Source organism: Allobosea sp. P4_E12 (genome assembly GCF_056401655.1).
Genome location: NZ_JBFUIY010000024.1, coordinates 1 through 13,359, shown reverse-complemented (window position 1 = coordinate 13,359; position 13,359 = coordinate 1). Strand labels below are relative to the sequence as shown.

The window sequence follows — 13,359 nt, the reverse complement described above, 5'->3', positions numbered from 1 at the left end:
CCCTGCATTCCATCGAGCAGAAGCCGAAAAATCCCGTGTTCCTACGACAAGGGGTCTATCGCCAGCGCCACAAGGTCGCGAACCTCTTCGCCAAGCTTAAAGACTGGCGACGCATCGCCATAGATTACGACTGATACGCCCCCATTTTCTTCTCGGCCATCTATCTCGCCGCAACCGTCATCGTCTGGCTCCAATCAACGAATTCTGAGTCTAGTCGTACGACAAACGATGCAAGACTAAGTGCCGGATTGCGCAAGTGCCGATCTCGGGCAATCGTTTGATCCGGCCCGAATGACCAGGCTGCGGGGGGATTGAGCAGGGAGATCGCGTTATGAACGTGGCTGCGCAAGCACCGGGGGCGGCTGACGCGCCCCGACCGATGTCCAGAGAAGAACGCAAGGTCATCATCGCCTCGTCGGCCGGCACGGTCTTCGAGTGGTACGATTTCTACCTCACCATCCCGCTCGCCGCGAACATCGCCGCCAGTTTCGTGCCCGGCGACAACGATACGGCGAAATTCATCTTCGTGCTCTTCAGTTTTGCAGCCGGTTTCGCCGTGCGGCCGTTCGGCGCGCTCGTGTTCGGCCGAGTCGGCGATTTGATCGGCCGCAAATACACCTTCCTCGTCACCATGACGATCATGGGCCTCGCGACCTTCCTCGTCGGCGTCCTGCCTGGCTATGCCACGATCGGCATCGCGGCCCCGATCGCCTTTATCATCTGTCGCCTGCTACAGGGCCTGGCGCTCGGCGGCGAGTATGGCGGCGCCGCGACCTATGTCGCCGAACACGCCCCGCAGGGCCGTCGCGGTTTTTACACGAGCTGGATTCAGATCACCGCAACCTTCGGCCTCTTCCTGGCGCTGGCGGTCATCCTGGGGCTGCGCTTCAGCATGTCGACCGAATCTTTCAACGCTTGGGGATGGCGTGTGCCGTTCCTGCTTTCGATCATCCTGCTCGGCTTCTCCATCTGGATCCGGTTGCAGCTCGCTGAATCGCCGGCTTTCCAACGCATGAAGGAAGAAGGCAGCCAGTCAAAGGCCCCGCTCACCGAGGCGTTCGGCACCTGGTCCAACGCCAGGATCGCGATCATCGCGCTCCTCGGCGGTACGGCGGGCCAGGCCGTCGTCTGGTATGCTGGGCAATTTTATGCGCTCATCTTCCTGACGCAGACGCTGAAGGTCGACGCGACCACGACCTACCTGATCCTGGCCTTGGCGCTTTTGCTCGGCACACCCTTCTTCGTCTTCTTCGGCAGCCTATCGGACAAGATCGGCCGCAAGCCGGTCCTGCTGGCTGGATTGCTGGTCGCGGCGCTGAGCTATTTCCCGCTCTTCACCAAGATCGCTACCGTCGCCAATCCGAAGCTGGTGACCGCGACGGAGAGTGTGAAGATCGACATCACCGCCGATCCCGCAACCTGCGGCTCGCTGTTCGACCCGGTCGGCGTGCGCGTCTTCACTGCGCCCTGCGACCTCGTCCGGCGCACGCTCGCGTCGACCTCGATGCACTATGATCTGAAGCCCGGCGCGGCCGGCGCACCGGTCGCCGTCAAGGTGAATGGGACCGATGTCGCCAATCCCGGCGAGAAGGCAGGCGCCGCGGTCGTCGATGCGGCTTACGCCGCCGGATACCCCAAGGCCGGCGATGCATCGATCCTGAAGGTTCAGTCGCTGGGAGCCCTGTTCGCGGATAGCCGGGCACTGACTCTTGTCGGCCTGCTGTTCCTCCTCGTTATCTTCGTGACGATGGTCTACGGGCCAATCGCCGCGCTGCTCGTCGAGCTCTTCCCGACACGCATTCGGTATACGGGCATGTCGCTGCCCTACCACATCGGCAATGGCTGGTTCGGCGGCTTCCTGCCCCCCACCGCCTTCGCCATCGTGGTGGCCACCGGCAACATCTTCTCGGGCCTCTGGTATCCGATCATCATCGCGATGATGACCTTCATCATCGGCCTGATCTTCCTGCCGGAGACCAAGGATCGCGACATCTACAAGATGTAGCGGCCACCAACTCGGGCTTTGCGCCACGTATGGAAGCCCCGCCTCGCCAGGCGGGGCTTTTCGACGGTCATTGGGCGAACCCGGCTTCACTGACGCCGTGCGAGTGATCTCCAAGCCCGGGCCGGGCGCACGGGCTGCGGCGGATGTCAGGCCCGATCGCCGCTACCATGTCACGCGCAGCCCGACATTGCCGCCGAAGCCCCGGCTGTGGTTCGAATCGGCATTCGTCAGATAGCTCGCCTCGGCGTAGAGGCTGATGGCTTGCGTGACCTGCGCGGTGACGCCGCCGCCGATTTCGAATGCGGTCGCGCCGCGTTGTGTCGTGACGAGGTTGGTGTCGAACAGCGTCTTGTCGTTGCCGCCGAAGCTGCGCCAGAGATTAGCTTGCCGGTGGAGGCGCGCAGCTGCCCAAGGGCGAAGCCGCGGACATCGCCCTCGGCCCGTCCATAGCCGAAGAAGGCGCCGAAACGGTCGCGATGGCCGCTTTGCCAGTCGACGCCGTAATGATCGAGGCCGGTCTGCAGGCCGATGATGCTGCCCTTGAACTCCGGACTGACATCGCCCGAGAAGCGCTGCTCGCGATGCTGGCCGAAGACGCGTCCCCAGCCGGCAGAGGCGATGCCGGTTCCCCGCAGCAGGTCCTGGTCGCCCTGGCGCTCGTGGAAGGTGCCGAGCGTACCGAGCGCCAGCATGCGCGCGGTCGCGGGCGTGATCGCGTTGGTCGCGACTTCCGGACGATAGAGCGCAACCACCGGCCCGTCCGGGCTTGCAATCGTCGGCGCGCCCGGCGACGGCGCCAGGATGGCATTCTCGGCGCCTGCAGCCAGTTGTGGCTGCGGCACCACGGTTGTCGGTGGGGGCAGGGTGGAGCGGAGATACCAGTTCTGCTCGGTGCCGGCCGCGATGCCGCCGCGATAGAGCGCGTATTCGAAGGCGCCGGCCGCGATCGGCCCGGCCTGGCTGAAGGCTCCAGCTGCAGTCGTGCCGCCGTTCAGGGTGTCGACCACCTTGATGCCGCTGCCGAATGTCGGAGCGCCGGTTCCGCCGAGGTTGAGGATCGTGATTCGGGTCTGCCCGCTCGCCGAGCCGCCGGAGATGATCAACTGGTCCGATGGCGAGGCGCTGTCTCCCAGCACCGTCTGCAACCGCATCCGCGCATTCTGGCCGGCATAATTCCCGATGATCGTGAGGCTGTCGCTTGCGGCGGCCGGGCCGTTGGTCAGATCGATCGTGCCGGCATTGGTGACCGTCACCAGCTGGCCCGGCGTGAAGGGCGCGATCGCATGCACTCCATTCCCGGCGAAGACAGTGCTGGTCGCATCGATCGACAGCGTGCCCGTCCCGGTTCCGGCGTCGCCGAGCGTCAGTGTGCTGGCAAAAGTCAGCTGCGAGTTGTTGGTGAGCTCGAACAGCTCCCAGTTGATCAAACGCGCGACGCCGGTGGCGCTCGTATTGTTCCAGGTCAGCCGATCGATGCCGGGGCCGCCATCGATGATGGCCGTCGGGACGATATTCGCAGCCGTCAGGCCGGTGAAGACGGCCACGTCGTTGCCCGCGCCGAGCCGGAAGCCGGTTTCGAGCACGCCGCCGCCGGTCCAGTTCACCGTGTCGGCTCCGGTGCCGCTGAGCAGGAAACCGCCGACGCTGCCCCCGGAGATGGTGAAGACGTTGTCGCCATTGCCGAAATTGACGAAGCCGCCGATGCGCCCGCCGGACAGGTTGAGCGTGTCGTTGTTCTGGGCCGCCAGAACGTTGGTGACGATCAACCCGCCAGACATGGTCAGCACATTGTTGGCGAGCGTCATGTCGATCGAGCCGATCTGGCCGCCGGTGACCGTGACGAAGTCGCCTTCGTTCAGCCCACCGGTGATGACGCCGCCGGACACCGTCGCGAAATCGAGTTCGCCGCCCTGGTTGACGTTGCTGTTGATCGTGCCGCCGGCCATCACGAAGCGGTCGACGCCATCGCCGAGGCCGCTGCCCTGGTCGACGGTGCCGTTCACCAGGCCGCCGCGCATGATGAAGGTATCGGCTCCGTTGCCCTGGCTGACATTGCCATTGATGGTGCCGGAATTGTCGATGATGAGCGGCGCGTTCCCCGTGCTGACGATATCGCCGTTGATCGTGCCCGTGGCGAGGTTGTTGACGGTATTGAGCCCGTTGCCGGCAAAGGTGATTGCGGGGCCGGTTCCGCCATGGATCTGCGCGGCCGCGCCGCCGACGCCATTATTGATGGTGATGGTCTGAGCCGCGCTGGAGGCGCCGGTGCCGGCCGCGATCCCGTTGGTCGATCCGCGAACGATGCCGCTATTGTCAAACACCAGCGCGCGCGCCGACGCGCCGGCGGCAAAACTCTGGTTCACGCCGATGCCTGCGCCGCCTCCCGTCGCAGTCCCGGCAATCGTCGCACCAGCGGCATTGGCGATCTGGATGGTCGAGCCCGCGTTGCCTTGCAAGAAGGACATGCCGAGCGCATTGCCGGCTCCGGCATTCGTCGCGGAGATGATGCCGAGATTGGTGAGAACGCTCGTCCCGGCCCCGGTCCCGGACGAGAAGGCCACGCCGGTGAGGGGGGTGGCAGCGCTTCCGGATGCGATGATCGAGCCGTTATTGTTGAGCAGGTTCCCGGCCGTGTTCAGCCCGAAGGTGACAGCCTGACCGGTCGCTGGTGCCTGCTGGACGGTTGCGCCCGGCGCGACCGTGATGGTGACGGGCGTGTTGGCCGGCGCCGCAAAACCATCGGCGTCCGTACCCGAGCAGGTCACGATCGCCCCGGCTCCGGGCGGATCGGGTACGCACTGTGCCTGCGCGGGCAGGGACGCGAAGAACCCGATGAGACCGGAAGCAAGGGCGGAAACAGGGCCGTGAGCGGAATGTCGCCTTGCTCCGGTCGCTCGAAGCCATCGCCCCATATGCACGCCCCGCTTGTAGCCGAGTCAGGGCATGATGAAGTTGGTTGAGCATCTAGTCGACCGGAAAAGCGACTGAGCAGCCGCCCGGTCCCCGTATCCTGTCAATACCTGCCAGGCGGAAGCTCCGGGTTCCTTCCGTTGAAGATGTCTGCTCTCAACCATTCCGGGCACAACCGAAGGGCCCCCGACTGCCGCCGCCGGTCGCAGACCTGTGCACCGAGCAGAAGCACACGCCAGAACCGGTCCGTGGCAACGCCGGCCATCATGAACGACAGGACCGCCAGCATCCGGTGCCCTTCGGCGAGCGGCGAGGCCCATGGCGCGCCCGTGAGCCAGATGAGGCCGGCAAAGCTGGCGCTGAAGCTTGCGCAGAATAACAGTGCGTAGAGCAGCAGGGACCCAAGAACGCTCTTGAAGGTCACGCGCCCTCAAGTCCCGGCGATTATGTCCCCGATCGATTCGTGCAGTTCATGAAGGCCATATGCGCGGGCGTGCGCCGGGGCGCTGCGTTCCATTTGATCTTGCCCGGGCGATGCGGATCGGCAGTTATCGAGCCACCATTGTTGAGAGCACAGTTGCAGGCGCGCATATTCTTCATGCCCCTGCATTCCGGCCTCGTCCCGCCTGACTGCGCCGACGCAGTCGAGGCCAACCCCAGCATGCCCAAGAGCACGCTGCTCACGACGATAGTCATCTTCACGGCAATCTCCCCACAGCCTGACGCAGCGTTTCACGCCGTCTTTCATGAGTCCACGGGGCAGCACGACCTTGCTCTGCCCTCGGCAGGTCCAGAGGCTCCGGGAAGGCGTTGCCTGCGTCGGTCGCCCAAGGATCGTCGACGGGCTTGATCGCGTCCGTCCCGGCGGATACGGCAACGCGTCCGGTCGGGAAGGGCAGTCGAGCCCTCCGCGGCAGCGCGGCCCCGCACTTCGCTGTGGAATGAATGATGAGCTTCACGATCCTGGCTTTCGGCGACAGCCTCACCTGGGGCTCGGACCACCTGCACGGCGGCCGCCATGCGTTCGAGGACCGATGGCCGAATGTGCTCGCGGCCGGGCTAGGGTCCGCGGCAACCGTCGTGACTGAGGGGCTGGGCGGACGAACCAGCTGTTTCGACGATCACATGTCGCCGTCTGACCGAAATGGCGCGCGGATCCTGCCGACGCTGCTCGGCAGCCATTATCCGCTCGATCTGCTCATCATCATGCTGGGCGCCAATGATCTCAAGCCGCATATCTGCGGGCGGGCCGCGGGGGCTGCCGCGGGAATCGACCGGCTCATCGAGATCGCACAGAACTTTCCCTATGGCTGGGGCGCCGCAGCGCCCAAGATCCTGGTGGTGTCGCCGCCGATCTTCGCTGCCTCGCGCGCACCGGACGGGTTGCCCGTCGGCGGGCGCGATATCGCGGAATCCCGGCGCCTGGCACCGGAATATGACGCCGTTGCCCGACGCCGCGGCTGCAGCTTCTTCGACGCCGCCTCGGTTGCCAAGGCTTCGGTCATCGACGGCGTGCACCTGGACGCAGAGAACACCCGCAATATCGGCCAGGCGCTTGTGCCGGTCGTCGTTGCGATGATCTGACCCTCCGTGGGTGCCGCGGCTTTCCCGGAAGCCGCGACCCGGTCCTCGGGGCGGCTCTTTAGGCTCGCATCCGGCATCGGTTGACCGCGCCATGCCGCCCTCTGACGAAATGGTTCTCGTGCCGCACTGACGGCCGCGCCTCATTCCCAGGAGCTGGCCGAACAGGCTGCAGGCCTGACTTCCTGGGGTCTCCTAACTTCTTCCGGACAAAAAACACTTACTGCGGGGCGGGCAGGATCATACTCCCGGTGATCTCCAGATGGCGCCTCATCAGTACGGCGGCCAGTTCCGCATCTCCTGCCTCCAGCCGCGTCAGGATCTCCATGTGCTCGCTGTGGTTGGCCCGCACGCGATCAAAGCCGTGCTTCCAGTTATAGATCGAGAAACGCCGCAGCCGGTTCTGGCGTCGCATGGCCTCGAGGAAGAAGCGGTTGCCGGAGGCCTCGGCCAGGCCCTCGTGAAATGCCGCGTTCATCTCGAAGAAGGCGACGCTGGAGGATTCGCTCCAGGGCAGGGACAGGCTTTCATCGTGCTGGCGCCGCATCTCTTCGGCAAAGCCGGGCAGGAGCGCAAATCCAGGCTCGAGAAGCGCGGCCGGCTCGATGATCAGCCTGAACCGGTAGCTCTCCCGGCGTAGTTCTGCGCTCCAGCGCGTCAGGAACCGCCAGCCATAGCCCGGTTTGCGCTCCACCATCTTCAGATCGGCAAGCAGGTCGAGCGCCCTGCGGACCGTGGGGCGCACGGCATCGTAGCGCTGCATCAGCTCCGTTTCCGAGATGTCGTCACCAAGCCTGCCATTGTCCCGGTCGGTGGCGATGCGCACCAGCAGGTCGTCATCGCCGGAGCGTTCGCCGGGTGCGGTCGCTTCCGCCGGCAGGGCGGCAAGCAGCTCGACGCCGCGCTGCGGCCGCCGGATGACGAGCCCGCGCGTGGCCAGCAGATCAAGCGCGGCGCGCACCGGCGAGCGGGAGACGTTCAGGCGCTCGGCCAGGGTCTTCTCGTTCAGGCGGTCGCCCGGAGCGACGCCGTCGGCGCGGGCGAGATCCATGATGCGCCCGGCGAGCTCTTCCTGGAGGCGCGTGGGCTGGCGGCTGGTTTCATTGTCCATAATGGTCATTGTATCACAAAAAACATTCTGATACGTCTCGTCAAGGCTGCGGCGGGCCCGGGCAGCCCTTGAAGGGGAGAGCTTAGCAACAATGCCGTTTTCCTCGCACTGCTCGCCCCATGAAATCGCCAGCCCGTCGCGGCAGCGCGGCCGCCCATACGGCGGGGGCACGCCGGATCGCAGCGGGCAGGGCGCCGGCCACCCGGCGATCCGGATGCCAGCCATTGGCGTCGCAGGGCGCCTGATCCGCGCGCCGAGCATTCCGGCCAGGCCGCGCATCGCGGTCTGTTCGCCGGAAACGAGGATGGAAGTGCCGCGCGCAACCGTCGGCGTCCCGAGTGAGACGGCACGATCGGCGGCCTTGAATCGATCATGCCCATGGGCCGCGGAGCGATGGCCCCGTGGAGCTGAAGCCAACTCAAGAAACGAGGGGATCAAGATGAGACTGCCCACGCTGCTGGTACTGTCCTCCGGCCTCCTGGCCGGCATCGCGAATGCCCAGGAGGCGCAGCCGCTCCGCCTTCGCCTCAACGCCGATATCCGTTCGCTCGATCCGGGCGTCAATCGCGATGCCAATACCGACGCGGTCCAGAACCATCTCTTCGAAGGGCTGGTCGCCTTCAGGGAGGATGCGAGCGTCGGTCCGCTCCTGGCGAAATCGATCAGCGTCTCCGAGGACGGCAGGACCTATACCTTCGTGCTGCGGGACGATCTCCACTTCAGCAATGGCGAGCTGGTCGGCAGCGACGACGTGCTGTTCGCCTGGAAGCGCTACACCGATCCCGCCACCGGCTGGCGCTGCCTCTCCGAGGTCGATGGGCGCGGCGCCGTGAAGGTGACGGATGTCGTCGCCAAGGACGCCAGAACCGTCACATTCACGCTTGCAAAACCCTCCGCGCTCTTCCTCGGGACCCTGGCCCGTCCCGATTGCGGCGGCACCGGCATCTACCACAGGAGCTCGCTCGGCCCCGATGGCAAATGGCTTGCGCCTGTCACGACGGCACCCTTCAAGCTCGGCGAATGGCGGCGCGGCCAGTTCATCGATCTGGTCCGCAACGACAGATATTCCGCCTTGCCGGGGGCGCGGGACGGCCTCACCGGCAACAAGTCCACCACGCTCCAAAAGCTGCGCTTCGCCATCATCCCGGATGAGTCGACGGCGAAGGCAGCCCTGCTGGCGGGCAATATCGACGTCAATTTCGATGTCCAGAACGCCGATCTGGCCGAGTACAAGGCCAATAAGGACGTCGCCCTGGACTCGGCATCGGTGATGAATGTCAACGACATCCTGATCCAGACCAAGGATCCGCTGCTGTCCGATGTCCGCATCCGACGCGCCTTGCAGCTCGCCCTCGACCTGCCCGTCCTGGTCGACCAGGTCAGCGAGGGAACGGCCAAGCCCAACAACTCACCGATCCCGCCGGCGAGCGCCTATCACCGGAAGCTCCAAGCGCAGCCGATCGCGCGCGATCTCGCCACCGCCAGGAAACTTCTGGCGGAGGCGGGCTACAAGGGGCAGCCGATCAGGATGATCACCAACAAGCGCTACCAGAGCATGTTCGACCAGGCGGTGATCGCGCAGGCCATGGCCAGGGAGGCCGGAATCACGATCGATCTCGACGTGCTGGAATGGGGCGCGCAGCAGGACCGCTATCTCGCGGGGTCCTATCAATTGATGTCGCACGGCTTTTCCGCGCGGCTCGACCCGTCGCTGTCCTTCGAGATGTTCACCGGTTCCAAGGCGGAGCAGCCCCGCAAGGCCTGGGACAACCCCGAGGCGCAAAAGCTCCTTGCTCAAAGCATGGAGGTCGCCGACCCGGCGCAGCGTCAGGCGATCATCGACAGGCTCGAGGTGATGTTTCGCGAGGATGTTCCGATGATCGTGCTCTACTCGGAGGTCCGGACCAGCGCTGCCCGCTCCTATGTCTCCGGGTACAGGAGCTGGGCCATGGGGCAACCGCGAGCCTGGGGTGTCTCCATCGCCAGGTAGCCCATGCCGGGCACCGCCATGATGGCCGACAGGCCGGCGCCGGTGCCGAAGCTCATCCCCAAACTCTCTCGTCAGGCGCGGATGCCGGGCGCACCGCCCCTGACGCTCTTTCCGCTGAACAGGATTGGACCATGACTTTGACACGACTGCCGCGGGCGACGCCTTCATCGCGCGATGTCGACGCTGCCGGGATCACGCGCTTTCTCGACGCTGTGCAGCTCGCCGGCCTCGAACTGCACAGCTTCATGGTCTTCAAGGACGATGCCGTCGTTGCCGAGGCTTTCTGGAAGCCGTTCGGTCCCGACCGCCCGCATATGCAGCATTCCGCCACGAAGAGCTGGACGGCCGTCGCGGTCGGCTTCGTCCATGCCGATGGGCTGCTCGACCTCGACGACAAGGTCGTCGATTTCTTCCCCGAGCATCTGCCGGCCGAAATCAGCCCGAACCTCGCAGCGATGACGGTCAAGGACCTGCTGACCATGCGCACGGGCCACCGCACCGGCCTCTCCGGCGGCGAATGGCGCTACCTCACCGGAAGCTGGATCGAGGCGTTTCTGAACGAGCCGGTCGTCGAACGCCCCGGCACGCGCTTCGTCTACAGCAGCGGCTCCAGCTACATGCTGTCGGCCATCGTCACGAAGCTGACCGGGCAGACCGTCAGCGACTATCTGGAACCGCGCCTGTTCCGCCCGCTCGGCATGGGGGAGATCAGCTGGGATGTCTCGCCGGAAGGCATCGGCACCGGCGGGAACGGGCTGAGCTGCTCCGCTGAGGACATGATGAAGTTCTCCGTCCTGCATCTCCAGGACGGCATGTGGAACGGCCAGCAGGTGATCCCGGCCGATTGGGTCCGGGCGACACGGCACAATCATGTCGGCGAATTCGAGATGATGTCGTTCGACGGCAAGCGCTATCGCCCGGCCGATCCCGCTGGCGTGCCCGATATCCGCCCGGGCTATGGCTACCAGTGGTGGATGACGCCCCATGGCGGCACCCGCGCCGCCGGCGTCTTCGGGCAATATTACATCCTGTTGCCCGAGCAACGCGCCGCGATCACGATCACCGCGGCCCTTCCGCTGAGCGAGAAGCGGCTTCTGAGCACGGTCTGGGCGGAGCTGTTCCCGGCCCTGACGCAGCCGGGCTCCGCGGCAGCCGACGCGGCCCTTTCGTCACGCCTGGCGACGCTGGCGATGCCGGTCGAGGCGGGAGCGCTGCAGAGCCCTCGCGCGTCCGAGATCAGCGGCCGCACCATTCGCTTCGCGCCGAATGCCAACCACGTATCGGAAGCGTCGCTGAGCTTCGCGGCAGGGCACTGCGAATTCCGTCTCGTCGACCACCGCGGCACGCACAAGATCACGCTCGGCCTCGGGCATGGCATCGAAGGCCAGACGACGATGAGCGGGCAGGACCTGCATCACGCCTACCAGCCGGACCTCATGCGGGTGATCGCAAGCGGCGTCTGGCGCGACGAGGCGACCTTCGTCATGACGTGGCGCTATGTCGAGACCGTGTTCTGCGACACCGTCATCCTCCGCATCGAGGGCGACACGGTCGAGCTCGACCGCAGCGTCAACGTCAATGCCGGCCTGACGAAGCACCCGACGTTGAACGGTGCGCTGTCGCGGGCAGCAGCCTGAGACGAGCCCCCGGGGGCACCACCCGGGGGCGGATCGCGCGGCGATGAACACACCCCCACAGGTTCACGATGAAAATCCTCGTTCTTCCCGGTGACGGCATCGGACCCGAGATCACCACCGCCACCCTTGCGGTACTCGACGTTGCCGATGCGGCGCTGGCGCTCGGGCTCGATATCGAGACCCGCGAGATCGGCCTCGCCAGCCTGAGGGCGCAGGGCACGACCTTGCCGCAGGACGTCATGACCCGGATTCCCGAGGTCGACGGTGTCATCCTCGGCCCGGTTTCGCATTACGAATATCCGGCCCGCGACAAGGGCGGCATCAATCCCTCTGCCGAGCTGCGCGTCGTCTTCGAGCTCTTCGCCAATCTGCGCCCCTGCCGGTCGCGCGCGGGCCTGAGTATCCTGCGCAAGCCGATGGACCTGGTCATCGTGCGCGAGAACACCGAGGGATTCTACTCGGACCGCAACATGTTCGCCGGCGGCGGCGAGTTCATGCCCGATCCCCACATGGCGTTGTCGATCCGCAAGATCACGGCGAGATCCTCGGCCCGCATCGCGCGCGCCGCCTTCGAGCTGGCGCGTGGCCGCCGCCGCAAGGTCACCGCCGTCCACAAGGCCAATGTCGTCAAGCTGTCGGATGGCCTGTTCCTGCGCGAGGTCCGCAAGGTCGCTGAGGATTTTCCAGATGTGGAGCTGGAGGAACTGATCGTCGACGCGACGGCAGCGCTCCTCATCCGCTCGCCGGATCGCTTCGACGTGATCGTGACGACCAACATGTTCGGAGACATCCTCTCCGACGAGGCGTCCGAGCTGTCCGGCAGCCTCGGTCTCGGCGGCTCGATCAATACCGGCCATGACATCTGCGTCGCGCAGGCCCAGCACGGATCCGGGCCCGATATCGCAGGGCAGAACCTGGCGAACCCGACCTCTCTCATTCTCTCGGCTGCGATGCTGCTGGACTGGCGAGGCCGGCGCGACGCCAATGCCAGGCTGATCGCGGCCGCGGGCGCGATCGAACGCGCCGTCGATATCGTCCTCGACGATCCAGCGACGCGCACCCGCGATATCGGCGGCACATTGGGCACGGATGCCTTCGCGGAGGCTGTGACCGCGGAATTGCGCCGGCAACTTTCGGGACGTGTCGCGGCCTGAAGCCGAACGCCGCTTGGATCGGGCCCGTCCGATCCTGAACCCAATTCATCAGGTGAGATCGCATGTCGACTAATCCGGATACGGCTCGCGCCAGGCCCGCCGTTCTTCGTCCGTCCGAGATCCCGGCGCGCCAGCGCGGGGGTGGGGCCAAAACGATCCCGCTCGTCACGCGTCGCACGGGCTCGACCAGCTTCATCAATGGCATCACCATCTTCGAGCCGGGGGCTGCGATCCCGCTGCACAGCCACAATTGCGAAGAGAGCGTCATGCTGCTGGAAGGCGAGGCCATCGCCGAAATCGACGGTGTCGAGTACCCGATCACGGCAGGCGACATCACCTTCATCCCCGCCGATCTGCCGCATCGGTTTCGCAACGTCTCGGCGACCGAGGGTATGAAGATCCTCTGGATCTATGCCTCGATCGACGCAACGCGAACGCTGGTCGAGACAGGCGATACCCGCTCGATAGACGAGGAGCACCTGGCGCCCGTGGCGACCTGAGCAGGGAGCGTACCCAGCCGGCTGAAGGTGATCGGGACTGAGCCCTGAACCGAAGGGAGGGGGGCTGCCCCGGTCTTGGCAGAGGTTCCTGGAGGGCAATCGCTTATGTTGCGGCGATTGGAGATGCGGCACAATCTTCGCGCAGATGTGTCCCGCAAACAACGGAGGCTCAACTTTACGTTTGCCAGGTGTCGCGTGGTCTAGCGTCCCGGACTGAACTCTGTTCCACTGGCTGCAGGCGGTCTGGACTTCAGACGGAGCATCTCATGTCTGCACGGCGCGATGGCTGCGGGCGATTGGCACTGAGGTTCGCGCTCGCCATCTCAATCGGCTTGGCGAGCTCTTTCGCGGTCGCGCAGGAGGAACCTGGGAAAAGCACGGCCGATCTGGCCAAGGCGGCGCAGAACCCCGTTGCCGACATGATCAGCCTGCCCTTCCAGAACAACTTCAACTTCAATGTCGGGCCGCATA

The 13,359-nt window shown here is 65.4% G+C and carries 9 protein-coding genes and 2 pseudogenes; 7 read left to right on the top strand and 4 right to left on the bottom strand.

The window, feature by feature from the left end; translation table 11 throughout:
• Positions 1-379 precede the first annotated feature (379 nt).
• Positions 380-2,005 carry an MFS transporter gene (locus AC1DW9_RS25575; protein WP_441506818.1) on the top strand — a complete coding sequence of 542 codons (1,626 nt, stop codon included), beginning with the start codon at positions 380-382 and terminating at the stop codon, positions 2,003-2,005.
• A 162-nt stretch (positions 2,006-2,167) separates the two neighbouring features.
• Here AC1DW9_RS25575 and AC1DW9_RS25570 read toward each other — a convergent pair whose 3' ends face one another.
• From AC1DW9_RS25570 to AC1DW9_RS25560, 3 genes and pseudogenes are all read right to left on the bottom strand, one after another.
• The gene (locus AC1DW9_RS25570) at positions 2,168-2,350 is read right to left on the bottom strand and encodes an autotransporter outer membrane beta-barrel domain-containing protein (RefSeq protein WP_476776894.1); all 183 of its coding nucleotides are present in this window, start codon (positions 2,348-2,350) and stop codon (positions 2,168-2,170) included.
• Positions 2,351-2,934: 584 nt separating this feature from the next.
• Positions 2,935-3,783 (bottom strand): annotated as a pseudogene (locus AC1DW9_RS25565) (autotransporter family protein); the annotation flags it as partial.
• 1,235 nt (positions 3,784-5,018) lie between these two features.
• Complete coding sequence (locus AC1DW9_RS25560; protein WP_441506815.1) at positions 5,019-5,339, bottom strand: hypothetical protein; 321 nt, start codon at positions 5,337-5,339, stop codon at positions 5,019-5,021.
• 524 nt (positions 5,340-5,863) lie between these two features.
• Here AC1DW9_RS25560 and AC1DW9_RS25555 point away from each other — a divergent pair.
• Positions 5,864-6,499: an SGNH/GDSL hydrolase family protein gene (locus tag AC1DW9_RS25555; RefSeq protein WP_476776878.1), complete on the top strand. Its 636-nt coding sequence runs from the start codon at positions 5,864-5,866 to the stop codon at positions 6,497-6,499.
• A gap of 217 nt (positions 6,500-6,716) precedes the next feature.
• Here the strand turns inward: AC1DW9_RS25555 and AC1DW9_RS25550 are convergent, their stop codons facing one another.
• Complete coding sequence (locus tag AC1DW9_RS25550) at positions 6,717-7,616, bottom strand: GntR family transcriptional regulator (protein ID WP_476776877.1); 900 nt, start codon at positions 7,614-7,616, stop codon at positions 6,717-6,719.
• Positions 7,617-8,046: 430 nt separating this feature from the next.
• Between AC1DW9_RS25550 and AC1DW9_RS25545 the strand changes: the two genes are divergently transcribed.
• The 5 genes and pseudogenes from AC1DW9_RS25545 to AC1DW9_RS25525 all read left to right on the top strand — a co-directional run.
• The gene (locus tag AC1DW9_RS25545; RefSeq protein WP_476776876.1) at positions 8,047-9,597 is read left to right on the top strand and encodes an ABC transporter substrate-binding protein; all 1,551 of its coding nucleotides are present in this window, start codon (positions 8,047-8,049) and stop codon (positions 9,595-9,597) included.
• Between the two features lie 131 nt (positions 9,598-9,728).
• Complete coding sequence (locus AC1DW9_RS25540) at positions 9,729-11,234, top strand: serine hydrolase domain-containing protein (protein ID WP_476776875.1); 1,506 nt, start codon at positions 9,729-9,731, stop codon at positions 11,232-11,234.
• A gap of 68 nt (positions 11,235-11,302) precedes the next feature.
• Complete coding sequence (locus AC1DW9_RS25535) at positions 11,303-12,388, top strand: isocitrate/isopropylmalate dehydrogenase family protein (RefSeq protein WP_476776874.1); 1,086 nt, start codon at positions 11,303-11,305, stop codon at positions 12,386-12,388.
• Positions 12,389-12,450: 62 nt separating this feature from the next.
• On the top strand, positions 12,451-12,888 hold the full coding sequence (locus AC1DW9_RS25530; RefSeq protein WP_476776873.1) for a cupin domain-containing protein: 438 nt from the start codon (positions 12,451-12,453) through the stop codon (positions 12,886-12,888).
• Between the two features lie 266 nt (positions 12,889-13,154).
• A pseudogene (locus AC1DW9_RS25525) lies at positions 13,155-13,359 on the top strand (hypothetical protein); the annotation flags it as partial.

Bases quoted from the DNA above. Each gene is read 5' to 3' on its own strand.
- AC1DW9_RS25575 (WP_441506818.1), top strand. From the start codon at position 380: ATGTCCAGAGAAGAACGCAAGGTCATCATCGCCTCGTCGGCCGGCACG.
- AC1DW9_RS25555 (WP_476776878.1), top strand. From the start codon at position 5,864: ATGAGCTTCACGATCCTGGCTTTCGGCGACAGCCTCACCTGGGGCTCG.
- AC1DW9_RS25550 (WP_476776877.1), bottom strand. From the start codon at position 7,616: ATGACCATTATGGACAATGAAACCAGCCGCCAGCCCACGCGCCTCCAG.
- AC1DW9_RS25545 (WP_476776876.1), top strand. From the start codon at position 8,047: ATGAGACTGCCCACGCTGCTGGTACTGTCCTCCGGCCTCCTGGCCGGC.
- AC1DW9_RS25540 (WP_476776875.1), top strand. From the start codon at position 9,729: ATGACTTTGACACGACTGCCGCGGGCGACGCCTTCATCGCGCGATGTC.
- AC1DW9_RS25535 (WP_476776874.1), top strand. From the start codon at position 11,303: ATGAAAATCCTCGTTCTTCCCGGTGACGGCATCGGACCCGAGATCACC.
- AC1DW9_RS25530 (WP_476776873.1), top strand. From the start codon at position 12,451: ATGTCGACTAATCCGGATACGGCTCGCGCCAGGCCCGCCGTTCTTCGT.